Here is a 24,407-nt window from a genome sequence, read left to right as displayed (position 1 = left end):
TTGAATGTCCGCGAAGCGGGCTCGACAGGAATTGAGCATCGTGGCCGAGATCAGAAATTACACAATGAACTTCGGACCTCAACACCCGGCCGCGCACGGCGTGCTGCGTCTCGTGCTTGAATTGGATGGCGAAGTCATCCAGCGCGCCGACCCGCACATCGGCCTGCTGCACCGCGGCACCGAAAAACTGGCCGAGTCCAAGCCCTACAACCAGTCCATCGGCTACATGGATCGCCTCGATTACATCTCGATGATGTGCAGCGAACATGGTTATGTGCTGGCGATCGAGAAGCTGCTCGCGATCGAGCCGCCGCTCCGTGCCCAGTATATCCGCGTGCTGTTCGACGAGATTACGCGCCTGCTCAATCACCTGTTCTGGCTCAGCGCGCACGCCCTGGACGTCGGCGCGATGACCGTGTTTCTTTACTGCTTCCGCGAGCGCGAGGACCTGTTCGATTGCTACGAAGCGGTGTCCGGCGCGCGTATGCACGCTACCTATTATCGCCCGGGCGGTGTTTACCGCGACCTGCCCGACAGCATGCCGCAGTATCAGCCGTCCAAACTGCGCGACGCGAATAAAATCGCGCGGCTGAACGCCAACCGCGAGGGCTCGTTGCTCGATTTCATCTGGGATTTCACCGAGCATTTCCCAAAACATATCGATGAGTATGAAATGCTGCTCACCGACAACCGTATCTGGAAACAGCGCACCGTCGGGATCGGCGTGATCTCGCCCGAACGTGCCTTGCAGCTCGGATTCACCGGCCCCATGTTGCGCGGCTCGGGCGTCGAGTGGGACCTGCGCAAGAAGCAGCCGTACGAGGTTTACGATCGCCTGGATTTCGACATCCCCGTCGGTGTCAACGGCGACTGCTACGACCGTTATCTGGTGCGCATCGAGGAAATGCGCCAGTCCAACCGCATCATCCGCCAGTGCGTGGAGTGGCTGCGCCGGAATCCGGGACCGGTGATGATCGATGACCGCAAGGTGGCGCCACCACCGCGCGAGAAGATGAAGGACGACATGGAGTCGCTCATCCATCACTTCAAGCTCTTCACCGAGGGTTACTGCGTGCCCGCGGGCGAGACCTACGCGGCGGTCGAGCACCCCAAGGGCGAATTCGGCGTGTACATGATCTCGGACGGCGCCAACAAACCGTACCGCGTGAAGATCCGCACCGCCGGCTTCGCGCATTTGTCGGCGATGGATGAATTGACCCGCGGCCACATGATCGCCGACGTGGTCGCGGTGATCGGCACGCTCGACATCGTTTTCGGAGACATCGACCGATGAACGCCCAGTCCAGACCGGACTCGAAGATCGGACTGTTGTCGGTGCCATCGCGCACCGAGATCGACCGCGAGATCGCCAAGTATCCTCCGGACCGCAAGCGGGCGGCGGTGATGGCGGCGCTGCGCATCGCGCAGGAACAGAACGGCGGCTGGCTCCCGGCCGACCTGATCGAGGCGGTGGCGGAATATCTCGAAATGCCGGCGATTGCCGTGCATGAAGTCGCGACCTTCTACACCATGTATGACCTGAAGCCGGTGGGACGCCACAAGGTTTGCGTGTGCACCAACATCTCCTGCCTGCTGAACGGCTCCCATCGCATCATGAATCATCTGGAAACGAGGCTCGGTATCAAGCCGGGCGAAACGTCAGCCGGCGGCAAATTCACCCTGAAAGAGGTCGAGTGTCTGGGCGCCTGCGGCGGCGCGCCGATGATGATGGTCGACAAGACCTATCACGAGCATCTCACGCCTGAAAAGGTGGACGAGATCCTGGACAAGCTGGAATAGCGCCATGGCCAACGAACTCTGTTTCAGAAATCTTCATCTCGACCGGCCGTGGCAGCTGGCGACGTACCGGAGTGCCGGCGGCTACGAGACGTGGAAAAGGATTCTCAAGGAAAAAATGCCGCCGGAGAAAATCATCGACGAGCTCAAGAAATCCGCGCTGCGCGGACGCGGTGGCGCGGGTTTCTCCACCGGACTGAAATGGTCCTTCATGCCGAAGAACATGCCGGGTCAGAAATACATCGTGTGCAATTCCGACGAAGGCGAGCCGGGCACGTTCAAGGATCGCGACATCCTGCGCTTCAATCCGCACGCGCTGATCGAGGGCATGGCCATCGCCGGCTACGCCATCGGCGCGACCGTGGGCTACAACTACATCCGCGGCGAATTCTGGGAGCCGTACGAACGCTGCGAAGCCGCTCTGAAGGAGGCCTATGGCGCCGGGCTGTTGGGAAAAAACATCCTCGGGTCCGGCGTGGACTTCGACCTGTACACGCATCTCGGCGCCGGCGCCTACATCTGCGGGGAAGAGACGGCACTGCTCGAATCCATCGAGGGCAAGAAGGGCCAGCCACGGTTCAAGCCGCCGTTCCCGGCGAATTACGGTCTGTTCGGGCGGCCGACCACTATTAATAATACCGAGACGCTGGCGTCGGTGCCGGACATCATCAAGAACGGCGCCGACTGGTTCCTGAACATCGGCAAGCCCAACAACGGCGGTCCCAAGCTTTTCTCCGTCTCGGGCCATGTCAACAAGCCCGGCAACTATGAAGTCCCGATGGGCACGCCGTTCGCGAAGCTGCTCGAAATGGCCGGCGGCATGCGCGACGGCCGCAAACTGAAGGCGGTGATCCCCGGCGGTTCCTCGGCGAACGTGCTGCCGGCCGATGTCATGATGGATGTAACCATGGATTACGATGCACTCGCCAAGGCCGGCTCGATGCTGGGCTCGGGCGGGGTCATCGTCATGGACGAGACCACCTGCATGGTGCATGCGCTCGCGCGCATCGCGCATTTCTATTACGAGGAATCCTGCGGCCAGTGCACGCCATGCCGCGAAGGCACCGGCTGGATGTCGCGCGTGATCCATCGCATCGAGCATGGGGAAGGCAGACCCGAAAACCTGGATATGCTCACGGAGCTTGCCTCCAACATCGAAGGCCGCACCATTTGCGCGCTGGGCGATGCCGCCGCATGGCCGGTGAAAAGCTTCATCAAATATTTCCGCAGCGAGTTCGAATACCATATCGAAAATCGCCGCTGCCTGCCCGGCACGCACGGGAGCCATGCATGAGCGCCAATCCGAAAGACATCAAAACGCCGCCGGCCTCCGATTCCGTGACCATTGAAGTGGATGGTCGGCGGTTGCAGGCGCGCAAGGGGCAGATGCTGATCGAAGTGACCGACGCCTCCGGCATCTACATACCGCGCTTCTGCTACCACAACAAACTTTCGATCGCGGCCAACTGCCGCATGTGCCTGGTGGACGTGGAGAAGGCGCCGAAGCCTCTGCCCGCCTGTGCCACCCCGGTGGCCGAGGGCATGGTCGTGCGCACCCGTTCGGACCGGGCGCGGACCGCGCAAAAGAGCACCATGGAGTTCCTGTTGATCAATCATCCGCTCGACTGTCCGGTCTGCGATCAGGGCGGCGAGTGCGAATTGCAGGATCTCGCGGTGGGTTACGGCAAGGATGTGTCGCGCTACGCCGAAGCCAAGCGCATCGTGAAGGACCGGGACATCGGACCGCTGATTTCCACCGACATGACGCGCTGCATCCATTGCACCCGCTGCGTGCGTTTCGGACAGGAAGTTTCCGGCGTGATGGAATTCGGCGGCCTGGGGCGCGGCGAGCATATGGAGATCCGCACCTTCCTCGACCGCAGCGTGGATTCGGAGGTTTCCGGCAACGTCATCGACCTGTGCCCGGTGGGCGCGCTCACCTCCGAACCGTTCCGCTTCACCGCGCGCCCGTGGGAACTCGAAGACCACGCCTCGATCAGCCCGCACGATTGTGTCGGCGCCAATATCAACGTGCAGGCGCGCCGTGGGAGCGTAATGCGCGTACTCCCGCGCGACAACGAGGCTGTCAACGAATGCTGGCTCGCCGACCGCGACCGTTTCAGTTACGAGGCTCTGAAGGGCGAGGATCGCCTGCGCGTGCCCATGATCCGTCGCGGAACGAAATGGGAGGAAACCGACTGGACCACGGCGTTCGAATTCACAGTGGCCGGGCTCAAGAGGGCGCTGGCCGCGCACGGGCCCGAATGTCTGGGTGCATTGGCCGCGCCCATTTCCACGCTCGAGGAATTCTATTTGCTGCAGAAACTGGTGCGCGCGTTGGGTAGCGGTAGCGTGGATCACCGCCTGCGCCAGATGGACTTCAGCGATGACGCTGTCGCACCGCTGTTTCCATCCCTGGGACGGCCGATCGCCGAGCTCGAAAGCCTCGATGGCGCGTTGCTGATCGGCGCGAACCCGCGCAAGGACCAGCCGCTGATCAATCTGCGGCTGCGCAAGAGCGCACTGAAAGGCGCGCGTGTCTTCGCCATCAATCCGATCGATTACGACTTCAGTTACAGGCTGGCCGGTAAGGCGATCGGCGGCCCGTCACAGATGCTGCGCGCACTGGCAGGCGTGGCGCGCGCCTTGAGCGCGCTCAAAAAGACGGAATGGCCCGCCGCCTTTGCCAAGCATTTCCGCGACGTCAAACCGGGTGTAACGGAGCAGGCCATGGCCGAGGCGCTGCAGCAGAGCGCGCGCGCTTCGGTGCTGCTCGGAAGTTTCGCGCTCAGCCATCCGCAGGCAGCCGCTTTGCGCGCGCTTGCGCAATATGTCGCTGATCTGTGCGGGGCAAAGTTGGGACAGCTTCCCGACGCCAACGGCGCGGGCGCGTGGCTCGCGGGTTGTGTGCCGCATCGCGGCGCAGCGGGCAAGACCGCGATGACGGGACGCACGGCGCGCGACATGTTGCATGCGCCGCTCAAGGCCTGCCTGCTTCTCGGCCTCGAACCGGAACTGGATTGTCTCGACGGGGCCGCCGCCGCTGCTGCCATGCGCGCGGCGGAGTTTGTCGTCATGCTGACGACATTCAAACCTTCGCCGTACCGCACGCGCGCGGTGGAATATGCCGACGTGTGGCTGCCGCTCGCGCCCTTCACCGAAACCGACGGCACGTTTGTCAACGCCGAAGGGCGGCGTCAGGAATTCGTCGCGGCGGTAAACCCGCTTGCCGAGGCGCGGCCGGGATGGAAAATCCTGCGCATGCTGGGTCATCATCTGGGTTTGTCCGGTTTCGAACAGGCCGGGGTGGATGACATACGCGGCGAAATGAATCTGCCGGACACCACGCCGGCCGCGTCGTCATTTCCGTACACCGTCACCGGCGCGGAAGAGACGACGCTGGCGGCCGGCCAGCTGATGCGTCTCGCCGAAGTGCCGATCTACGCGGTGGACGCGATCGTGCGCCGCGCGTCCGCGCTGCAGAAAACCGTTGACAATCCGCCGCCCGCGGCACGCATGAATGCCGCGCAGGCCGAAAAACTCGGTCTCGCGCCGGGTGATAACGTACAACTGGTCACGCCGCAGGACGCGGCGCGCCTTGAGCTGGTCGTCGATGCGCGTGTGCCGGATGGCTGCGTGCTGGCGCCGGCCGGATACCCGGAGACGGCCATGCTCGGAGCGCACGGTCCGGTCACCGTGAGGGCCGCCTCATGATCAAGTTCCTTCTGGGTGTCTGGGGCTGGTTCCCCGACTGGTCGCAGATATTGCTGTTCAATCTGGGCAAGATCTTCATGATCCTGGTGCCGCTGTTGTTGTCCGTCGCCTACCTGACCTATGCCGAGCGCAAGATCATCGGCTACATGCAGGAGCGTATCGGCCCGAACCGCGTCGGCCCCAAGGGCTGGTTGCAGCCCTTGGCCGATGCATTGAAACTTCTGCTCAAGGAAATCATCGTCCCGACCAAGGCCAGCCGTTTCCTGTTCGTGTTTGCACCGATTCTCACGTTCGCGCCGGCGATTGCCGCGTGGGCGGTCATTCCATTTACCGACACCCTGTGGCTGGCGAACATCGACGCCGGCCTGCTTTTCGTTCTCGCGCTCACCTCCATGGGCGTGTACGGTGTGATCGTCGCCGGTTGGGCCTCGAACTCGAAGTACGCCTTTCTGGGGAGCATGCGCTCCGCGGCGCAAATCGTCGCCTATGAAATCGCCATGGGTTTCGCCCTGGTGGGCGTGCTGATGGCGGCCGGCAGCCTCAACCTGCGCGAGATCGTGCTGGCCCAGTCCGGTGGCGTGCACCAATGGTATATCTGGCCGTTATTCCCGCTGTTTCTGGTGTATCTGATCTCGGGCGTGGCCGAAACCAACCGCGCGCCGTTCGACGTAGCCGAGGGTGAATCCGAGATCGTGGCCGGTTTTCATGTGGAATACTCCGGCATGGCCTTCGCGATCTTTTACCTCGCCGAATACGCCAACATGATCCTGATTTCCGTGTTGTGCTCGACCATGTTCCTTGGCGGCTGGCTGTCGCCGCTCGACGGCATGCTCCCCGCCAAGATCCTGGCGCTGCCGGTGATCGGCACCGTGCTCGGCAATGGCGTGCATTGGCTGTTGCTCAAGATGAGTTTCATTCTTTTCTGTTTCCTGTGGTTCCGCGCGACGTTTCCGCGGTATCGTTACGATCAGATCATGCGTCTCGGATGGAAGGTTTTCATTCCGGTGACGCTGGTGTGGATCGGCGTGATGGGGGCGGTCATGTTCCTCACGCCCTGGGGATTCATCTTCCACTGAGTGGAGGAGGCGACGATCATGGTCAAGACGCTCAAACGGTATCTGAACACGTTCCTGCTCTTCGAGCTGGTGAAGGGCCTGATGGTCACCGGTCGTCACCTGTTCGCGCGCAAGATCACGATCCAGTACCCGGAGGAACGCACGCCGATGAGCCCGCGCTTCCGCGGCCTACACGCCTTGCGCCGCTATCCTAACGGCGAGGAGCGTTGTATCGCCTGCAAATTGTGCGAGGCGGTCTGTCCGGCTTGCGCGATTACCATCGAGTCCGAGGAGCGCGCCGACGGCACGCGGCGCACCACGCGCTACGAGATCGACCTCTTCAAGTGTATATACTGCGGTTTCTGCGAGGAGTCATGCCCCGTGGATTCCATCGTCGAAACGCGGATTTTCGAATTCCATTTCGAGAACCGCGGCGAGCACGTGATCACCAAGGAACAATTGCTTGCCGTCGGCGACAAATACGAAAAACAGCTCGCCGCCGACCGCGCGGCGGACGCGAAATACAGGTAAGAATATGAACCTAATTTTTTGGCGCCTTGGCGGTTAAAAAAATAATAGTTTTATGGAATTCAAACAACTCATTTTTTACTTTTTTGGCATGGTGCTGGTATTCGCCGCGGCCATGGTGATCACTGTGCGTAATCCGGTGAAGGCGGCGCTGTTCCTGGTGCTGGCCTTCGTGAGCGCCGCCGGGCTGTGGCTGCTGCTGCAGGCCGAGTTCCTCGCCATCGTGCTGGTGCTGGTGTACGTCGGCGCGGTGATGGTGCTGTTCCTGTTCGTGGTCATGATGCTCGACATCAACCTCGTGCGACTGCGCGAGGGCTTCGGCGAGTATCTGCCGATCGGTGCCCTGGTGGCGGTGCTGCTGGTGGCGGAGATGGCGATCATTCTGAGCTCGGATGGCTTCGGTCCGGTACAGATGCCCGACCCCGGCAGCCTGCCCACGGGCCACAGCAACACGCGCGAGCTCGGGCGCCTGTTGTACACAGCCTACGCTTATCCGTTCGAAATCGCGGCGGCCATCCTGCTGACGGCCATCGTGGCAGCGATCGTGCTCACGCTGCGCCACCGCAAGGACACCAAGTACCAGAATCCGGCGCAGCAGATCAATATAAATCCGCGCGAACGCATGCGCGTCGTGAAAATGCGCTCTGAGAAGAAAATATGATCTTAAACCGCCAAGAACGCCAAGAAGTTCAGGGTGGTGAATCCGGACTCCGTTCAAGATTATATTATCTTGGCGTTCTTAGCGTCCTTGGCGGTTCAGAACAATAGAAGAAAAAAAGGGGGGGCAATGATACCGTTGGCGCATTATCTGATACTCGGGGCGATCCTGTTCTCCCTGAGCGTCGTCGGCATTTTTCTCAACCGCAAGAACCTCGTGATCCTGCTGATGGCGATCGAGCTCATGCTGCTCGCCGTCAATCTCAACTTCATCGCCTTCTCGCATTACCTCGGCGACACCGCGGGACAGGTATTCGTGTTCTTCATCCTCACGGTGGCCGCGGCCGAGTCGGCCATCGGGCTCGCCATCCTGGTGGTGGTGTTCCGCAATCGCCAGACCATCAACGTCGAAGACCTGAGCAGTCTCAAGGGCTAGGCCATGTCCGGATTCGACATCGACTTCAAACTGGTTTACCTCGCCATTCCGCTGTCTTGTCTCGCGGGCTCGGTATTGGCCGGGCTGCTCGGCTGGAAAATCGGACGCATCGGCGCGCACACGGTAACCATTCTCGGTGTTGCCGTGGCGTTCGCGCTCTCGGCTTTCGTGGTTTTGCCGGACGTGCTGGCCGGCAACGTTTTTAATGGCCCGGTCTACACCTGGGCCGTCTCCGGCGGCATTCCGCTCGAGGTAGGATTCCTGATCGATCCGCTGTCGGCGCTGATGATGGTCGTCGTCAGCTTCGTCTCGCTCATGGTGCACGTCTACACCATCGGCTACATGCACGACGATCCCGGTTACCAGCGGTTTTTCAGCTACATCGCGCTGTTCACCTTCTCGATGCTGATGCTGGTGATGTCGAACAATTTCCTGCAGCTGTTCTTCGGCTGGGAGGCGGTGGGACTGATGTCCTACCTGCTCATCGGCTTCTGGTTCACGCGTCCCACGGCCACCTACGCCCAGCTCAAGGCCTTCCTCGTCAACCGCGTGGGCGATTTCGGTTTCCTGCTCGGCATCGCGGCGATCTACATGACCTTCGGCACGCTCGACTACGGCGCGGTGTTCTCCATCGCCCCGCAGATGGCGGCCAAGACCCTCCAGGTGTTTCCGGGCGTGGACTGGAATCTCCTGACGCTCACCTGCATCCTGCTGTTCATCGGCGCCATGGGCAAATCGGCGCAGGTGCCGCTGCACGTGTGGTTGCCCGACTCGATGGAAGGCCCGACGCCGATTTCGGCGTTGATCCACGCGGCCACTATGGTGACCGCTGGCATCTTCATGGTGGCGCGCATGTCGCCGCTGTACGAGCTTTCCGAGACGGCATTGTCGGTGGTGCTGGTGATCGGCGCGCTGACGGCGTTTCTCATGGGGCTCGTCGGCATCGTGCAGAACGACATTAAACGCGTGATCGCCTATTCAACGCTTTCCCAGCTCGGCTACATGATGGTCGCGCTCGGTGCTTCGGCCTACAGCGTGGGAATTTTCCATCTGATGACGCACGCCTTCTTTAAGGCGCTGCTGTTTCTTGCCGCGGGTTCGGTGATTATCGCCCTGCATCACGAGCAGGACATGCGCAAGATGGGCGGCCTGCGCCGGCGCATGCCAATCACCTTCTTCACCATGTGGGTAGGCTCGCTCGCGCTCGCCGGCATTCCGCCTTTCGCCGGCTTCTTCTCCAAGGATTTGATCATCGAGGCGGTGCACCATTCGCATCTGCCCGGCAGCGGCATCGCCTACGCCGCGGTACTGGCCGGTGTGTTCGTGACGGCGTTTTACTCCTTCCGGCTGCTGTTCATGACGTTTTACGGCAAGCCGCGCATGGACGAGCATACCTACAAACATGTAAAGGAATCGCCCTGGGTGGTGACCGTGCCGCTGGTGTTGCTGGCGGTGCCCTCGCTCGTGGCCGGTTTCATGACCATCGATCCGCTGATTTTCGGCGGCTACTTCGCCGATTCCATCAAGGTCCTGCCCGCGCACGACGTCATCCGGGAGATTGGCGAGCATTACCAGGGTGTTGCCCCGTTCATTGCCCACGGGCTGCAATCTGCGCCGTTCCTGCTCGCGGTCGCGGGCATCGGCCTCGCCTGGTTCATGTACATCCGCTATCCGTTCCTGCCCGGCCAGATTAGCGAAAAGGCCGGCGCGATCTACACGCTGTTGCTGCGCAAGTATTTCGTGGACGAGTTCAATGATTTCGTTTTTGCCGGCGGCGCACGCGCCATCGGTCGTCTACTGTGGAAAATCGGTGACGTGAAACTGATTGATGGGTTGGCGGTGAACGGCACCGCGCGCGTGATCGGATGGGTGTCCTCGGTCATGCGCCACATCCAAACGGGTTATGTGTATCACTATGCGTTTGCCATGATCCTGGGGCTGTTTTTGCTCATCACCTTCTTCCTGCACCGCTGAGCCATGCTAGCCGAATACTTTCTAAGCTTTGCCATTTTCCTGCCGATTCTCGGCGGGGTGGCGGTACTCGCCACCGGCTGCGACCGCAATGCCGACTACGCGCGCCAGCTGAGCCTCGCGGTGGCGGTCCTGACCTTCCTCGCGACGCTGCCGCTTTATACCGGCTTCAATACCGGTACTCCCGCGATGCAGTTCGTCGAGGACCACGCCTGGATCGACGCCTTCCAGGTCCGCTATCGCCTGGGCATCGACGGCATTTCATTATTACTCATTTTGCTCACGAGCTTCAGCACCGTGCTCGTCATGATTTCCTCCTGGAAAGTGATTGACAAAAAAGTCGCGCAATACCACGCCGCCTTCCTCGTCATGGAAGGGCTCATGATCGGCGTTTTCAGCGCACTCGACGGCATCCTGTTCTACGTTTTCTGGGAAGCCATGCTGGTGCCGATGTTCCTCATCATCGGCCTGTGGGGCGGGCAGAACCGCGTTTACGCCACCATCAAGTTCTTCCTTTATACCTTCCTCGGCTCGGTGTTGATGCTGGTGGCCATGATTTATCTTTATTTCAAGGCCGGTAGTTTCGATATCCTGGCGTGGCATGACCTGAAGCTTGGGCTTCACGCGCAGATACTAATATTCCTGGCGTTCCTGGCCGCGTTCGCGGTCAAGGTACCGATGTGGCCGGTGCACACCTGGCTGCCGGACGCGCATGTCGAGGCGCCTACGGGCGGCTCGGTAATCCTGGCGGCGATCATGCTGAAGATGGGCGCGTACGGTTTTCTGCGCTTTTCGCTGCCGATTCTCCCCGACGCGTCGCATCAGCTCGCGTGGCTCATGATCATGCTCTCGCTCATCGCGGTCGTGTATATCGGCCTCGTGGCGTTGGTGCAGGAGGACATGAAGAAGCTGATCGCGTACTCCTCGATCGCGCACATGGGCTTCGTCACCCTGGGTTTTTTCATTTTCAACACCCAGGGCCTCGAAGGCGGCATTGCGCAGATGATCTCGCACGGTTTCGTTTCCGGCGCGTTGTTCCTGTGCGTCGGCGTCATGTATGACCGCCTGCATTCGCGCATGATCAAGGACTACGGCGGCGTGGCCAACCGCATGCCGGTGTTCGCCTCTTTCATGATGCTGTTTGCCATGGCCAACGCCGGCCTGCCCGGCACCTCCGGTTTCGTGGGCGAATTCCTGGTAATCCTGGGCGCGTTCCAGGTGAACATATGGTATGCCTTCGGCGCCGCGACCACGCTCATCTTTGGCGCCGCTTACACGCTGTGGATGTACAAACGCGTGTTGTTCGGCGAGGTCGGCAATGCCAAGGTCGCGGAGCTGACGGATGCGACGCCGCGCGAAATCGTGTTTCTCACGCTGCTCGCTGTCGCGGTGCTGGTGATGGGATTGTGGCCGTATCCGTTCCTTGACGTGTTGCACGCCTCCGTCGGGCATTTGTTGCAGCAGGCGATGGTGAGCAAGTTATGAGATTAACCGCCAGGACGCCAGGAAAAATGAGTCAAAAACAAACATGAAATTCGTCATCCCCGAAATGATGCCCGCGGCGCCCGAGATCTTCGTGTTCTTGATGGCCTGTGCGATCCTGGTACTCGACCTGTTCCTGTCGGACCGTCTGCGCGTGGTTTCCTACTGGCTGGCACAGGCGACGCTGGCCGGCGCGGTGCTGCTGACGCTCAAGGTCATGACGGCGGCGCCGGTGTTCACTTTCAACGGCATGTTCGTCGCCGACCGGCTCGCGGACTTTCTCAAGCTCGGCACCTACGGCATCACCTTCTTTGTCTTCACCTATTCACGCGACTACCTGCGCGACCGCGGCATGTTCCGGGGAGAATATTTCGTGCTGGGTCTGCTGGGCGTGGTGGGCATGATGATCATGGCCTCGGCCAGTCATTTCCTGACGCTGTATCTGGGGCTGGAGTTACTGTCGCTCTCGCTTTACGCCATGATCGCCTTCCAGCGCGACTCGGCGGTGGCGACCGAGGCGGCGATGAAATATTTTGTCCTCGGCGCGATCGCCTCGGGCATGCTGCTCTACGGCATGTCCATGCTCTACGGCGTGACCGGCAGCCTCGAGATTTCGACGGTTTCGCGCGCGATCGGCAAGATGTCGCCGGACAATATCATCCTGATTTTCGGCCTGGTATTCGTCATTTCCGGCCTGGCCTTCAAGATGGGCGCGGTACCGTTCCACATGTGGGTGCCGGACGTGTATCACGGCGCCCCGACGGCGGTGGCGCTTTATATCGGCACGGCGCCGAAGCTCGCGGGGTTTGCGTTGTTCCTGCGTCTCCTGGTCGGCGGACTCGAGCCGCTCGCCGGTTCCTGGCAAGCGATGCTGATCATCATTGCGCTGCTGTCCATGGCGGTCGGCAACATCGTCGCCATCGCCCAGGACAACATCAAACGCATGCTGGCGTATTCATCGATCTCGCACATGGGCTTTTTCCTGCTCGGTATCCTGAGCGCCGGCCCGAACGGCTACGGTTCGTCGCTGTTTTATATTCTCGTTTACGCCATCATGAGCGCCGGTTCCTTCGGCATGATCATCCTGCTGTCGCGCGCGGGATTCGAGGCCGAGCGGCTCGAGGACTTCAAAGGTCTCAATCAGCGCAGTCCCTGGCACGCCTTCCTCATGATGCTGCTCATGTTGTCCATGGCCGGCGTGCCGCCGACGGCGGGGTTTTACGCCAAGCTGCTCGTGATCCAGTCGGTCATTCAGGCGGACATGATATGGCTCGCGATCGCCGCGGTGCTGCTGGCCGTGATCGGCGCCTATTACTATCTGCGCGTGGTCAAGCTCATGTATTTCGACGACGCGACGGAGCATGCGCCGATCCGCGCCGGCTGGGACATGCAGGCGCTGTTGGGTTTCAATGCACTGTTGCTGATTGGCGTGTTGCCGTGGGTGGGCGTGATCATGGAGCTGTGCCGGCAGGCGATCAAAACCTTATCCTGAACTATCTATGTGTACAAAACAAAAAAGCCCCATAAGGGGCTTTTTTGTTTTAATTGCATTACGACTGATTAGAATGAGGGATATACCTTCATCTCGCTCAGCAGGTTGTCGTCAGGACGTGCAATCGCCTGCACCGGTGTGGTTGCCAACGGCGCGGGGGTTTCCGTCGGCGGTTTCTGCTCGGAGGTGTTCTGCTGCGAAGTGTTGTCAACGGGGGTGATGTCGATATTTTCCTGCGCCGCCAGCGCTTGCATGAAGCCCGCGAATGCCACAGCCGCCACCATGGCGGTCATACGATGTTTGTTCATGATTCCTTATCTATCCCTGCGATCAAAAATTTCCGCGTAACATCCAGAAATACCATAATGCCTGTAAGCCCCGCGGAACAGGGGTAACATGACGAAAGCCATGGTATTGCTGACCGGCGGTTTAATCTTGCCTTGGAAGCTTCTTACAGATCGTCTGGCTCGGGGGAGTTCAGCCGGTCCTTGGCTCGAAGAATACCGCTATGATTAATATTTAGCATTAATGGCGGACTTTGTCCAAGCGAGGAACCCTACCGGACCGCGCTTGGCGCCGCGTTATCCGGGCCCGGCGGCCTGATTCGAGTCTAGGAGACGGGTGCGGCGCCGTCGCCGGCGCGCACCCAGGAGATCAATCACCAGTTCCGCCAGTGCGTTGAACCGGATGACCCGTATCATCAGGCCGCCGGCCGACACCGGCCGTACCTCGCGTACTTCGCGTATCCGCCGCAGGAATGTCAGTGCGACGGTGGCGCGTGCCAGGGTGGAGATCAGGATGACGCCCCACAGCCCGCTGGTCCAATGCATCGTGTATCCAAAGACAATGATCTCGGTGGGGATGACGGTGCTGAGATAACCGCCGAGCAGGGCGCCGCAGAAGATCGCGGAGTTGCTGAGGACGTTGTGAATGGCGGCGTAGGTGGCGCGCTTGTCGGGCGGCATGACATCGTAGAGAAAATTCCCGGCGCTCAGGCTGAATCCGGCCCAACACAGACCGCCCAGCGTCTGTACGCCGAGGATGTACCAGAATTCCGGCGACACCAGCCACAGCGCCGGCAGGATGGGAATGAGCGAGCCCGTCAGCGCCAGCACGCGGCGATGGCCGAAAATGTCGCCGAACCGTCCCCACATGTTGAGCGTCAGGAATTGCGCCAGCACCGAGATGCCGGTGCTGGCGGTGTACTCCAGGTAAGTAAAATGCAAGTCGCGCAGCATGTAGACGGTGAAAAACGGCGAGGCGATGGCCACCGCCAAATTCATCATTGCCAAAAACAGCGTGAAACGCGCAAAGTCGGAAACCCGCAGGCGTTGCCACAGGCCACTGAACTGCGGCAGCGCCATCGGGATGGGCGCCCGCAGTGGCTCATGCATGCGCGCCAGATGATAAGCCGAGTACAGACGCGCGCTCGCCGCGAGGCTGAAAGCGATCATGAATCCGAGACGCGTCTCCCTGGCCAGCTCGAGGAAATGCAGCAGCAGGCCGGCCCCGACCAGGGAGAGAAAAGTCATGATGCTCATCAGTTGCGTGCGTTTGGCGAAGTAGCGTCCACGCTTGCGCTCCGGGACCAGATCCCCCATCAGGCTGTTCCAGGCAGGGGTGGCAAAGTTTCCGGCGGCGTAATAGAGCGCCACGCAGGTTATAACGATTGGCACGGCGTGCTGCGGGAAAAAATACGGCAGCCAGATCATCGGTAACCACGTCAAGGCCTGGATGAGGACGCCGGACAGAATGAGCGTCTTGCGCCGGGGCGCGAATCCGGCCAGCCAGGCGGATAGCACCTGCGCCAGCGAGCCGAGCAGCGAGGGCAGGGCGGTCAGCAGCGAGATCTGCGCGGTGCTGGCCTTGAGAAAAAGCGCGTAGGCGGAAAGATAGGTCTCCCCGGCCCCGGCCATCATCGAGTAGGAGACACCGTCGCGCACGGAATGACGCAGCGACCGTTCGACGCGCGCATCCTTGGAATAATAGAACCGGGGCATGGAATCCGTGTTACATCGTCGCTGGCGAAGCTAGGTCAAATCCGTATGATCGAGCCTATATTATAGAAGAACCCGATGCAGGCGGCGCCGTGTCCGGGTATTCGGACGGTGGCGGCGCGACGGCCCAAACAAGAAAAGACCCGTTTCCATGAACATTCCTGTCATTGTCCTGTGCGCCGTGTTTGTGCTCATCGCGGTGCGCCGCGTCGGAAATCTCCATTTTGGGCTGTGGCAGATCATGCTGTTCGGGGGCGCGGCGGTTCTCGTTACCGGACAGATCGGTCCGCGCGAGGCGCTGGGCGCGATTGACCCGGACATCATGCTGTTCCTGTTCGGCGTGTTTGTCGTGGGGCAGGCGCTGGAGGAAAGCGGCTATCTGTTTCACCTCTCTTATCTGGCGTTCCGCCGCGCCGGCTCCGCGGATGGATTGATCCTGATGATCCTGTTTGGCTTCGGGATTGCCTCGGCGTTCCTGATGAACGACACGCTGGCGGTGATCGGCACGCCGCTGGTGTTGCTGTTAGCCAAACAGCACCGGATGTCGCCGAAGGTGCTGTTGCTCGCCTTGGCCTTCGCCGTGACGATCGGGAGCGTGGTGAGTCCGATCGGCAACCCGCAGAACCTGCTGGTCGCGATCCATGGCCAGATGCCCAACCCCTTCGTGGAATTTTTCCGGCACCTGGCGCTGCCAACCGTCATCAGCCTGCTCGCGGCCTTTTTTCTTCTGAAATTTTTCCACCACGAGAGTTTCCACGGCGATGCGCTGGTGCACGTACGGCATGATTTGCGCGACAAACCGCTCGCGCGCCTGGCACGGCTGTCGCTGATCCTGATCATTCTTCTGGTGGTCGTGAAGCTGGCGCTGGTTTTCACGATGCCGCAAATCGATTTCCGGTTGACCTGGATCGCCCTGATCGCCGCGACGCCGATTCTGTTTTTCAGCCCGAAACGCTGGCGCATTGTCCGTCATATCGACTGGCGCACGCTGGTTTTCTTTGCCGCGATGTTCGTGTTGATGGAAAGCGTTTGGATGTCGGGATTTTTCCAGTCGCTGATGGCGCGCGGAAACCTGAACCCGACCTCGATAGGAATGATCTTTGCCGTCAGCGTGCTGCTGAGCCAGCTCATCTCCAATGTTCCGCTGGTGGCGTTGTATCTACCGATGCTGATGCATGCCGGGACCTCAACCAGGGAGTTGCTCGCGCTGGCGTCGGGGTCGACATTGGCCGGCAATCTTTTTATTCTGGGCGCCGCGAGCAATGTCATCATCATTCAGAATGCCGAGCGCAAAGGCGGTCACACTCTGAGCTTTGTCGAATTCGCCCGTGTGGGCATTCCGCTGACGTTGGTGAATGTGCTGGTTTACTGGCTGTTTCTGGCGTTGTTGTGAGAAGCAGGCGCCATTGCCATGGCCTCGGTCCGGGCCGTAAAATCGCCGCAACCATTCGAGATGAATCATCATGAATCAAATTTCCGTGGAGCACGATCCCTCGCCCAGGAAGCTGGACATTATCGGGGTTTACGACTGGCCGATCTGGACCCGGGAGGCGTCGAAATTCCCCTGGACCTATGACCAGAAAGAAACCTGTTACATCCTCGAAGGCGAGATCGTCGTGACGCCCGACGGCGGCGCGCCGCTGCGGATCGTGGAAAACGATTTTGTGACGTTCCCCGCCGGCCTGTCCTGCACCTGGGAAATCCTGAGCCCCGTCAAAAAACACTACAAATTAGGCTGATCCCGCCGAATCCCCTGGCCGAGCGAATTGCCGATGCCTGAGGTATCCCACCACGACACCACGGCCCGTGAAAGCGGGCTCCGCCTGCGCGCCGCGATTCGCGCGCTGTTAAGCCCGGGCATCTGGCTGGTGCTGGCTGTGCAGATAGCGCTGGTATTTTCAATGCGCGACATGCCCGCCGATGCCTCAACCATGGCCTCGGTGCTGGCCATATTTCTGACTGCGACGGCCCTGACGCTCTTTTATTATCTGCAGGCCGGCGCCTTTCATGCCCTGACATTGGGCCGGGAAACCCTGGCGGTGATGGAAACCGTGCGTGCGGGGAGAGCCGTCTTTGCTGCGTTTGTGTGGCTGACGGTGAAGGCAGGTCTGCTGTTGGCGGCGGTGATGAATGTGTTTATCTTTGCGGCCTTGCTGCTGACGGGCCAGGACATAAAGGCCATCATGAACGCGCTTTCTCCCTTTTTCAGTCTCGTGGTCGGGATTCTGACCTTCGTATTTGTTTACTGGCTGCCGATCGTGTTCGTGCGCCGGGAATTTCACCTGCTCCCCAGCCTCAAGTCGGCGCTTCAGAATGCCTGGGATCGCCGGTCCGACTCCGCCTTTCTGGCATTCCTGGTGCTGGTGCCGGTGCTGGTTTCCGGTTTTCTCCCGTCTGACACCCCGCTGCTGTTTGATTTGCTGGTAAGCGTGGTTAGCGGTGTCATGGGGTGGATCGCCTACATCTACTGTATCGAGGTGCTGCGGGAGCAACCGCCACAAGCCGGCAGCGCGAATTCTCCCGATCTCTAGCTCTGGCGCCGGCCCGGCAGTGAAGCGGCGCATCCGCCCGATAAGTTCCTATTTTTCCTTGAATAATGGCAATCCTGACGGTAGACTTCGCGGTCCTTGCTGCGGGGTGGAGCAGTCTGGCAGCTCGTCGGGCTCATAACCCGAAGGTCGCAGGTTCAAATCCTGCCCCCGCTACCAAATCCCAAAGGCCCCGCCGGGGCCTTTTTTGTTTCACGGCAGACCGACGGCACCGGCCGCGGCACTTTCCGATTCCGGGGGAAGTGCTTATAATTCAACCTGGTTTCAGCCGTCGCAAGAGTAAGTAATAAGAAGTGGGCCGCGCGCCCACTTTTGTTTTATGGGGCAAGAAGTTATGCGTGGTACGCGGGCGGATCTGCGAAAACTGCTCGAGCCCGGTGTCGTGGCGCTGGGTTTTGAGCTCGTGGACGTGGAGATGGCGGGGAGCCACCATAGCCCCACGTTGCGGGTGTATATAGATGGCCCCGCGGGTGTGAACGTGGACGACTGCGCGCGTGTCAGCCGGCAGCTTTCCGCGCTGCTCGACGTCGAGGACCCGCTGCCGGGGCAGTACACCCTGGAGGTGTCTTCGCCCGGCCTCGATCGGCCGCTGGTCACGCCGCAGGACTTCAGGCGGTTCATCGGCGAGACGATCAAGGTGAAGATGCAGCCGCCGCTGCAGGGGCGGAAGAATTTTTCCGGCCGGCTGGTGGATGTGACGGCGGATCACGTCGTGGTGGAAGTGGACAAAGAGCATTTTGATCTGGCGTTCGATGGCATGGAGCGGGCCCGGTTGGTCCCCCGATTCCGAACGTCAGGCGTGACGGGAGAACGAGATGATAGGTAATGATGTGTTGATGATTGTCGATGCCGTGTCGCGCGAAAAGGGCGTGGACAAGGAAATCATTTTTCAGGCGCTCGAGGCCGCGCTCGCTACCGCCACGCGCAAACGCCACAAGGGCGACACCGACGCGCGTGTCGTTATTCACCGCGACACCGGAACCTACGACACATTCCGTCGCTGGGAAGTGATTGCCGACGAAACCGAACCGGTCGAGTTCCCCGACCGCCAGATCAAGCTGACCGAGGCGCGCGCGCAGAAGCCGGACATCCAGCTCAGTGAATTCATCGAAGCGCCGCTCGAACCGGTCGAGTTCGGCCGCATCGCCGCGCAGGCCGCCAAGCAGGTCATCATGCAGAAGGTGCGCGAGGCGGAGCGCGAGCAGATCGTCAACCTCTACAAGGATCGCAAGGGCGAGATGGTCACCGGCGTCGTCAAGCGTCTGGAGCGCGGCGATGTCGTGGTGGACCTCGGCAACGCCGAAGCGCTGCTCGCCAAGAGCACCATGATTCCGCGCGAGGGGCTGCGCCCCGGAGACCGCATTCGTGCGCTGCTGGAAGACGTGAAATCCTTGCCGCGCGGACCGCAGCTGTTTCTCTCGCGCGTGGCGCCCAAACTGCTGATCGAGCTTTTCAAGCTCGAGGTTCCCGAGGCAGGTGAAGGGCTGATCACTATTCACGGCGCCGCGCGCGATCCGGGTCTGCGCGCCAAAATCGCGGTCAGTTCCTCCGACCCGCGCATCGATCCCATCGGCGCTTGCGTCGGCATGCGCGGTTCGCGCGTGCAGAGCGTGTCGAACGAGCTCGCCGGCGAACGCGTGGACATCATCCACTGGTCGGATAACCCGGCCCAGTACGTGATCAATTCTCTCGCGCCGGCCGAAGTACAGTCCATCGTGGTGGATGAAGAATCGCACAGCATGGATGTGATCGTGGACGAAAAACAGCTTTCCCAGTCCATCGGACGCAGCGGCCAGAACGTGCGGCTGGCCTCCGAGCTCACCGGCTGGGAGCTGAACATCATGACCGAACAGTCGGCCCAGGAAAAAGGCACCAAGGAGGCGGCTAACTCAATCCAGTTGTTCATGGAACAACTTTCGGTGGATGAAAACGTGGCCACGGTCCTGGTGCAGGAAGGTTTCACCAACCTGGAAGAGATCGCCTACGTGCCGAAGCAGGAATTGCTGGCCATCGAGGAGTTCGATGACGAACTGGTGGACGAACTCCGGAACCGGGCGCGCGATTTGCTGTTGACCAGCGCCATTGCCCAGGAAGAGAAGATCAGTCTGGCGGAACCGGCCAAGGACCTGCTGGAAATGCAGGGCATGGACGAAAATACGGCGCACCTGCTGGCGTCCCATGGCATCAAGACCATGGAAGAGCTGGCGGAGCAGGCCGTGGACGATCTGCTCGAGATCGAGGGCATGACCGAAGAGCGCGCGCGCGAACTCATCATGACGGCGCGCGCACCGTGGTTCGAGGACAAACAGGCGGGATAATCGTCCCGCCTTCCAGGAGTTTATGACGCAGATCACGATAAAAGGTTTCGCGGATCAGATCGGCATTCCGCCGGATACACTGCTGCGCCAGTTGGAGGCGGCCGGCTTATCAGCTAAAAAAGCGGACGACGCGCTGACCGACGAAGAGAAGGAAAAACTCTTCCACTATCTGCGTGCCAGCCACGGCGCCACCGACGAAGGCGCGGCCAAGAAGAAAATCACGCTCAAACGCAAGTCCACCAGCCAGGTTGTCCAGAGCACGCGTACCGGCGCCTCGCGCACCGTGCAGGTCGAGGTGCGCAAGAAGCGTACCTTCATCAAACGCAGTACCATCGAGGAAACGCCATCCGCGGCGGAAGAAACACCGGTCGAGGAGCTCGAGGCTGTCGCGGCGGCTGTCCAGTCGGAAACCCCCGTGGCCGCGCATGCCCCCGTCGTTGCCGAATCCGTCGCGCCGGCGCCGGTGGTGGCGCCTCCGGTTCCGCCGAAGGTCGAGATCACGGCACCGGTAGCGAAACCGTCGGTTCCGGCCAAGCCGGCACCGGCACCCGCCAAGGAAGTCAAGAAACCGCACAAAGGCAAGAAAGAACGGCTGCAGAAACTCGAAGAGCGCGAGCGCGGCGAACTGCATCTGGCGGCCGGCAAGAAGGTGCGACGCAAGGTCAGGATTGCCGCCAATAAGCCGGTGGTCACCAGCGTGACCGGTCAGCACGGCTTCGAAAGGCCGACAGCGCCGATCGTGCATGAGGTGGCGCTGCCGGAAACCGTCACGGTGGCGGAGCTGGCGCAGAAAATGTCCATCAAGGCGGCCGAGGTCATCAAGGTGCTCATGCAGATGGGCACGATGGTTACGATCAACCAGGTGCTCGACCGCGATACCGCGACGCTCGTCGTCGAAGAAATGGGCCATGTCGTCAAAGAGGCGAGACCCGAAAGCCCCGAAACCCTGCTGGCCTGGCCCACGGCCGAGGCGGCCGGCGACGCCGAACCGCGCCCGCCCGTGGTGACCGTCATGGGTCACGTGGACCACGGCAAGACCTCGCTGCTCGACTATATCCGCAAGGCCAAGGTGGCCTCCGGCGAAGCCGGCGGCATCACCCAGCATATCGGCGCTTACCACGTGGAAACACCCAAAGGCGTGGTGACTTTTCTGGACACGCCCGGTCACGAGGCGTTCACCGCCATGCGCGCGCGTGGCGCCAAGGCCACCGATATCGTGATTCTGGTGGTGGCGGCCGATGACGGCGTCATGCCGCAGACGATCGAAGCGGTCCACCATGCACGCAACGCCAAGGTGCCGCTGGTGGTCGCGGTGAACAAGATCGACAAGCCCGAGGCGCAGCCCGATCGTGTGCGCCAGGAACTCACCAAGCACGAAGTCGTGGCCGAGGAATGGGGCGGCAATGAAATATTCGTGAATGTCTCCGCCAAGACCGGCGAAGGCATCGACAAGCTGCTCGAATCCGTGCTGCTGACGGCCGAGGTGCTGGAGCTGAAAGCTCCCAAGACCGGCCCCGCCGCGGGTCTGGTGGTGGAGGCGCGCCTCGACAAGGGCCGCGGCCCGGTGGTCACGGTGCTGGTGCAGCGCGGTACCCTGCGCAAGGGCGATGTGATTCTCGCCGGGCGCGAGTTCGGGCGCGTGCGCGCCATGAGCGATGAAAAAGGCCGTACGGTGAAAGAGGCCGGACCGTCCATCCCCGTGGAAGTCCAGGGACTTTCCGGCGTGCCGAACGCGGGCGAGGAAGTCATGGTGGTGGAATCCGAGCGCAAGGCGCGCGAGATCGCGCTTTACCGCCAGGGCAAGTTCAAGGATGTACAACTCGCGCGCCAGCAGGCGGCGAAGCTATCCGATGTGTTCGTGCAGTTGAAAGAGAGCGAAGACGCCAAACCGCTGAACCTCATCATCAAGGCGGACGTGCAGGGCTCGATCGAAGCGCTCTCTGTCTCGCTCGAAAAGCTCTCCACCCCCGAGGTCCGGGTCAAGGTGATCCACGGCATGGTCGGTGGCATCACCGAATCCGACGTGAATCTCGCCGTGGCGTCCAACGCGGTCATTATCGGTTTCAATGTCCGCGCCGACAGCACGGCGCGCAAGTTGATCGAGCATCAAGGGGTGGACGTTCACTACTACAACGTCATTTATACCGCCGTGGACGAGGTCAAGGCCGCGATGAGCGGCATGCTGAAGCCCCAGTTCAAGGAACAGCTGCTGGGCTTGGCCGAGGTGCGCGATGTGTTCCGTTCGCCGAAGATGGGCGCGGTCGCCGGCTGCTACGTGGTCGAAGGCGTGGTGCGGCGCAACCGCCCGATCCGCGTGTTGCGCGACAACGTGGTGATCTTCGAAGGCGAACTTGAGTCCCTGCGCCGCTTCAAGGACGACGCCGGCGAAGTAAAGGCGGGTCTCGAGTGCGGCATCGCGGTCAAGAATTACAACGACGTGAAGGTGGGCGACCACATCGAAGTGTTCGAAAAGGTCGAGGTCGCCCGGACGTTGTAACCAGCCTTCCAGCCAGGCCGCGGAAACGCGGCGGGGTGCAATCATGCAGAAAGTTTCCAATCGCCCGCGACGCGTCGCGGAACTCATCAAACGCGAGCTGGCCATGGTGATCCCGCGCGAGCTCGACGATCCGCATGCACACGAGATCACGATAACGGGCGCGGAAGTGTCGCGCGACATGTCATCCGCGCGGATTTACTTCTCGTTGCTGAGCGGTTCGGTCGAGGCGAAGCAGGCGACCAAGTCGCTCAACCGCGCCGCCGGTTTCCTGCGCCACGCGCTCATGGGGCGGGTGACGTTGCGCAGCGTGCCGGTGCTGCGGTTTTATTTCGACGAATCCGTGGAACGCGGCGCGCGCATCGACAGCCTGATCGACCGGGCGATAGCCGAAGACAAGACTCACAAGGAATAATCGTGCGTGCACGCCGTAACTGTTCCCCCGTCAACGGGGTGTTGCTGCTCGACAAGCCCGTCGGACTGACCTCGAATCAGGCGCTGCAGACCGTGAAGCGGCTGCTCAATGCCTGCAAGGCCGGACACACGGGCAGCCTCGATCCCATCGCCACGGGGCTGCTGCCGCTTTTTTTCGGCGAGGCCACCAAGCTGACGCAGTTTCTGCTGAATGCGGACAAGCGTTACTGGACCGTGTTCAGGCTGGGCGTGAGCACCACGACCTTCGACAGCGAGGGCGAAGTGACCGCCACCCGGCCCGTCACCGTCGGTTTGCGCGATATCGAAAAAGCCTTGGACAAATTCAAGGGCGAGATCGAGCAGATACCGCCGATGTATTCGGCGATCAAGCACAACGGCGAGGCGCTGTACAAACTGGCGCGCGCCGGCGTGGAAGTCGAGCGCGAGCCACGGCCCGTGACTCTGCATGAAATCAAGACGCTCGGGTTTCAGGACGATTTGCTGACACTGGAAATCGCCTGTTCCAAGGGCACTTACATCCGCACCCTGGCGCACGATCTGGGCGAAATCCTGGGTTGCGGGGCGCACGTGGTGCAACTGCGCCGCCTCGCGAGCGGTGATGTGTCGATCGACAAGGCTGTTTCGCTGGATCAGCTGGAGGCGCTGGCGAGCCCGGCGGAACGGGCACAACTGCTTCAGCCGGTGGACAGCGTGTTGCATACGGTGCCGGACGTGCACCTGACATCGCTCGCGGCCCATTATCTGAAGCAGGGACAGTCGGTATCGGCGCGTCACGGCCTGGCGCCCGGCTGGGTGCGGTTATACGAAGGCGACAGCCGCTTTCTGGGCATGGGGCAGGTGCTGGACGATGGTCAGGTGGCCCCGCGCCGCTTGCTGGTCCTCACTGAAAGCCCCTGAAAGAGCGCAGTTTTATGCGGTCCGTTCGGCGCGTTCGGACTGATAGATTGCGGTTGAGGCGGGGTGCCCCCGCAGGTAGAATACGCGCCCTGTGCGACCCGAAGGGGTCGGCTCGGGCTTCACGGCCCGGTGCCCTCATGGTAGGGCACGAAGCGCTGGCTCGGCGCAATAAATAACGAGCAGCAGCAAACGTGGTAGTTGGCCACGCAAAACAACCAGCATAGTGATTCCGAGGGGGAACGCCTCGGAGCCAACCGCAGCCACAGTGCGGTGGTGGTTTCACGCATCGCCTTGTTTCTTTTTTTTTGGCGACCCTGTGAATCGGAAATCCTGGCACACGCCAGGTTGAATCCTCAATCAAGCGTGTGCCAGCAAATCGACGGAGCAATCCGTAGGATGCTGTCGTGCGCCTGTGTCCCACGAGAACGGGATACGAGGATTCAGAGCCGACAACCGTGCATCTGTGCCTAGAGGGTGCAATTCCCTCCCCGCTGACATGGCGGTGAATGCATCAGCCCATGCGCGAGATAGACTTCTTCTCGGGTGTGAAGCGGCTGGAAACGGTGGAGTCTGCGAGCCTCAATG

The 24,407-nt window shown here is 61.1% G+C and carries 21 protein-coding genes and 1 tRNA gene; 20 read left to right on the top strand and 2 right to left on the bottom strand.

Going from position 1 to position 24,407, the window contains the following annotated elements; translation table 11 throughout:
* The first annotated feature begins 4 nt into the window (after positions 1–4).
* The 11 genes from ACC569_RS03000 to nuoN all read left to right on the top strand — a co-directional run bounded on the left by ACC569_RS03000 (position 5) and on the right by nuoN (position 13,132).
* Positions 5–1,294, top strand: a complete 1,290-nt coding sequence (locus tag ACC569_RS03000; protein ID WP_372522016.1) for an NADH-quinone oxidoreductase subunit D — start codon at positions 5–7, stop codon at positions 1,292–1,294.
* Positions 1,291–1,800 carry an NADH-quinone oxidoreductase subunit NuoE gene (nuoE, locus tag ACC569_RS02995; protein ID WP_372522015.1) on the top strand — a complete coding sequence of 170 codons (510 nt, stop codon included), beginning with the start codon at positions 1,291–1,293 and terminating at the stop codon, positions 1,798–1,800. The genes ACC569_RS03000 and nuoE overlap by 4 nt, the downstream gene beginning before the upstream one ends.
* A 4-nt stretch (positions 1,801–1,804) precedes the next feature.
* A complete protein-coding gene (nuoF, locus tag ACC569_RS02990) occupies positions 1,805–3,091 on the top strand; it encodes an NADH-quinone oxidoreductase subunit NuoF (protein WP_372522014.1) in 1,287 nt (428 codons plus the stop codon).
* Complete coding sequence (nuoG, locus tag ACC569_RS02985) at positions 3,088–5,511, top strand: NADH-quinone oxidoreductase subunit NuoG (protein ID WP_372522013.1); 2,424 nt, start codon at positions 3,088–3,090, stop codon at positions 5,509–5,511. Before nuoF ends, nuoG begins: the two co-directional genes overlap by 4 nt.
* Positions 5,508–6,587 carry an NADH-quinone oxidoreductase subunit NuoH gene (gene nuoH / locus ACC569_RS02980; RefSeq protein WP_372522012.1) on the top strand — a complete coding sequence of 360 codons (1,080 nt, stop codon included), beginning with the start codon at positions 5,508–5,510 and terminating at the stop codon, positions 6,585–6,587. The genes nuoG and nuoH overlap by 4 nt, the downstream gene beginning before the upstream one ends.
* 18 nt (positions 6,588–6,605) lie before the next feature.
* A complete protein-coding gene (gene nuoI / locus ACC569_RS02975; protein ID WP_372522011.1) occupies positions 6,606–7,097 on the top strand; it encodes an NADH-quinone oxidoreductase subunit NuoI in 492 nt (163 codons plus the stop codon).
* Positions 7,098–7,149: 52 nt separating this feature from the next.
* Positions 7,150–7,755 (top strand): NADH-quinone oxidoreductase subunit J, encoded by a 606-nt coding sequence (locus ACC569_RS02970; protein ID WP_372522010.1) that lies wholly within the window; start codon positions 7,150–7,152, stop codon positions 7,753–7,755.
* A 126-nt stretch (positions 7,756–7,881) separates the two neighbouring features.
* Positions 7,882–8,187 carry an NADH-quinone oxidoreductase subunit NuoK gene (nuoK, locus tag ACC569_RS02965; protein ID WP_372522009.1) on the top strand — a complete coding sequence of 102 codons (306 nt, stop codon included), beginning with the start codon at positions 7,882–7,884 and terminating at the stop codon, positions 8,185–8,187.
* A gap of 3 nt (positions 8,188–8,190) precedes the next feature.
* A complete protein-coding gene (gene nuoL, locus ACC569_RS02960) occupies positions 8,191–10,161 on the top strand; it encodes an NADH-quinone oxidoreductase subunit L (RefSeq protein ID WP_372522008.1) in 1,971 nt (656 codons plus the stop codon).
* Between the two features lie 3 nt (positions 10,162–10,164).
* Positions 10,165–11,643, top strand: coding sequence for an NADH-quinone oxidoreductase subunit M (locus tag ACC569_RS02955; RefSeq protein ID WP_372522007.1), 1,479 nt, complete (start codon positions 10,165–10,167; stop codon positions 11,641–11,643).
* A 43-nt stretch (positions 11,644–11,686) separates the two neighbouring features.
* Entirely contained in the window at positions 11,687–13,132 is a 1,446-nt protein-coding gene (gene nuoN, locus ACC569_RS02950; protein ID WP_372522006.1) for an NADH-quinone oxidoreductase subunit NuoN, read from the top strand.
* A 68-nt stretch (positions 13,133–13,200) separates the two neighbouring features.
* Here the strand turns inward: nuoN and ACC569_RS02945 are convergent, their stop codons facing one another.
* Together ACC569_RS02945 and ACC569_RS02940 are read right to left on the bottom strand one after the other, a co-directional pair.
* On the bottom strand, positions 13,201–13,440 hold the full coding sequence (locus tag ACC569_RS02945) for a hypothetical protein (RefSeq protein WP_372522005.1): 240 nt from the start codon (positions 13,438–13,440) through the stop codon (positions 13,201–13,203).
* Between the two features lie 273 nt (positions 13,441–13,713).
* Positions 13,714–15,132 (bottom strand): MFS transporter, encoded by a 1,419-nt coding sequence (locus tag ACC569_RS02940; protein WP_372522004.1) that lies wholly within the window; start codon positions 15,130–15,132, stop codon positions 13,714–13,716.
* Between the two features lie 148 nt (positions 15,133–15,280).
* Here ACC569_RS02940 and ACC569_RS02935 point away from each other — a divergent pair, with 148 nt between their 5' ends.
* From ACC569_RS02935 to truB, 9 genes are all read left to right on the top strand, one after another.
* Complete coding sequence (locus ACC569_RS02935; RefSeq protein ID WP_372522003.1) at positions 15,281–16,522, top strand: anion transporter; 1,242 nt, start codon at positions 15,281–15,283, stop codon at positions 16,520–16,522.
* A gap of 70 nt (positions 16,523–16,592) precedes the next feature.
* Positions 16,593–16,868, top strand: coding sequence for a cupin domain-containing protein (locus ACC569_RS02930; protein WP_372522002.1), 276 nt, complete (start codon positions 16,593–16,595; stop codon positions 16,866–16,868).
* A gap of 33 nt (positions 16,869–16,901) precedes the next feature.
* The gene (locus tag ACC569_RS02925; protein ID WP_372522001.1) at positions 16,902–17,660 is read left to right on the top strand and encodes a hypothetical protein; all 759 of its coding nucleotides are present in this window, start codon (positions 16,902–16,904) and stop codon (positions 17,658–17,660) included.
* 100 nt (positions 17,661–17,760) lie between these two features.
* A tRNA-Met gene (locus ACC569_RS02920) sits at positions 17,761–17,837 on the top strand.
* Between the two features lie 175 nt (positions 17,838–18,012).
* Positions 18,013–18,504, top strand: coding sequence for a ribosome maturation factor RimP (gene rimP, locus ACC569_RS02915; protein WP_372522000.1), 492 nt, complete (start codon positions 18,013–18,015; stop codon positions 18,502–18,504).
* Positions 18,494–19,996 (top strand): transcription termination factor NusA, encoded by a 1,503-nt coding sequence (gene nusA / locus ACC569_RS02910; RefSeq protein ID WP_372521999.1) that lies wholly within the window; start codon positions 18,494–18,496, stop codon positions 19,994–19,996. The genes rimP and nusA overlap by 11 nt, the downstream gene beginning before the upstream one ends.
* Positions 19,997–20,018: 22 nt before the next feature.
* Positions 20,019–22,493 carry a translation initiation factor IF-2 gene (infB, locus tag ACC569_RS02905; RefSeq protein ID WP_372521998.1) on the top strand — a complete coding sequence of 825 codons (2,475 nt, stop codon included), beginning with the start codon at positions 20,019–20,021 and terminating at the stop codon, positions 22,491–22,493.
* A 43-nt stretch (positions 22,494–22,536) separates the two neighbouring features.
* Positions 22,537–22,905, top strand: coding sequence for a 30S ribosome-binding factor RbfA (rbfA, locus tag ACC569_RS02900; protein ID WP_372521997.1), 369 nt, complete (start codon positions 22,537–22,539; stop codon positions 22,903–22,905).
* Positions 22,905–23,822: a tRNA pseudouridine(55) synthase TruB gene (gene truB / locus ACC569_RS02895; protein ID WP_372522037.1), complete on the top strand. Its 918-nt coding sequence runs from the start codon at positions 22,905–22,907 to the stop codon at positions 23,820–23,822. The genes rbfA and truB overlap by 1 nt, the downstream gene beginning before the upstream one ends.
* Positions 23,823–24,407 lie beyond the last annotated feature (585 nt).

It is taken from the genome of Sulfuricaulis sp. (assembly GCF_041499725.1).
Taxonomy (GTDB): Bacteria; Pseudomonadota; Gammaproteobacteria; order Acidiferrobacterales; family Sulfurifustaceae; genus Sulfuricaulis.
The sequence above is the reverse complement of the archived record's forward strand: the minus strand, read 5'-3'. Positions and strand labels throughout refer to the sequence as shown.

Coding starts and splice junctions, on each gene's coding strand:
- ACC569_RS03000 (WP_372522016.1), top strand. CDS start 5: ATGTCCGCGAAGCGGGCTCGACAGGAATTGAGCATCGTGGCCGAGATC.
- nuoE (WP_372522015.1), top strand. CDS start 1,291: ATGAACGCCCAGTCCAGACCGGACTCGAAGATCGGACTGTTGTCGGTG.
- nuoF (WP_372522014.1), top strand. CDS start 1,805: ATGGCCAACGAACTCTGTTTCAGAAATCTTCATCTCGACCGGCCGTGG.
- nuoG (WP_372522013.1), top strand. CDS start 3,088: ATGAGCGCCAATCCGAAAGACATCAAAACGCCGCCGGCCTCCGATTCC.
- nuoH (WP_372522012.1), top strand. CDS start 5,508: ATGATCAAGTTCCTTCTGGGTGTCTGGGGCTGGTTCCCCGACTGGTCG.
- nuoI (WP_372522011.1), top strand. CDS start 6,606: ATGGTCAAGACGCTCAAACGGTATCTGAACACGTTCCTGCTCTTCGAG.
- ACC569_RS02970 (WP_372522010.1), top strand. CDS start 7,150: ATGGAATTCAAACAACTCATTTTTTACTTTTTTGGCATGGTGCTGGTA.
- nuoK (WP_372522009.1), top strand. CDS start 7,882: ATGATACCGTTGGCGCATTATCTGATACTCGGGGCGATCCTGTTCTCC.
- nuoL (WP_372522008.1), top strand. CDS start 8,191: ATGTCCGGATTCGACATCGACTTCAAACTGGTTTACCTCGCCATTCCG.
- ACC569_RS02955 (WP_372522007.1), top strand. CDS start 10,165: ATGCTAGCCGAATACTTTCTAAGCTTTGCCATTTTCCTGCCGATTCTC.
- nuoN (WP_372522006.1), top strand. CDS start 11,687: ATGAAATTCGTCATCCCCGAAATGATGCCCGCGGCGCCCGAGATCTTC.
- ACC569_RS02945 (WP_372522005.1), bottom strand. CDS start 13,440: ATGAACAAACATCGTATGACCGCCATGGTGGCGGCTGTGGCATTCGCG.
- ACC569_RS02940 (WP_372522004.1), bottom strand. CDS start 15,132: ATGCCCCGGTTCTATTATTCCAAGGATGCGCGCGTCGAACGGTCGCTG.
- ACC569_RS02935 (WP_372522003.1), top strand. CDS start 15,281: ATGAACATTCCTGTCATTGTCCTGTGCGCCGTGTTTGTGCTCATCGCG.
- ACC569_RS02930 (WP_372522002.1), top strand. CDS start 16,593: ATGAATCAAATTTCCGTGGAGCACGATCCCTCGCCCAGGAAGCTGGAC.
- ACC569_RS02925 (WP_372522001.1), top strand. CDS start 16,902: ATGCCTGAGGTATCCCACCACGACACCACGGCCCGTGAAAGCGGGCTC.
- rimP (WP_372522000.1), top strand. CDS start 18,013: ATGCGTGGTACGCGGGCGGATCTGCGAAAACTGCTCGAGCCCGGTGTC.
- nusA (WP_372521999.1), top strand. CDS start 18,494: ATGATAGGTAATGATGTGTTGATGATTGTCGATGCCGTGTCGCGCGAA.
- infB (WP_372521998.1), top strand. CDS start 20,019: ATGACGCAGATCACGATAAAAGGTTTCGCGGATCAGATCGGCATTCCG.
- rbfA (WP_372521997.1), top strand. CDS start 22,537: ATGCAGAAAGTTTCCAATCGCCCGCGACGCGTCGCGGAACTCATCAAA.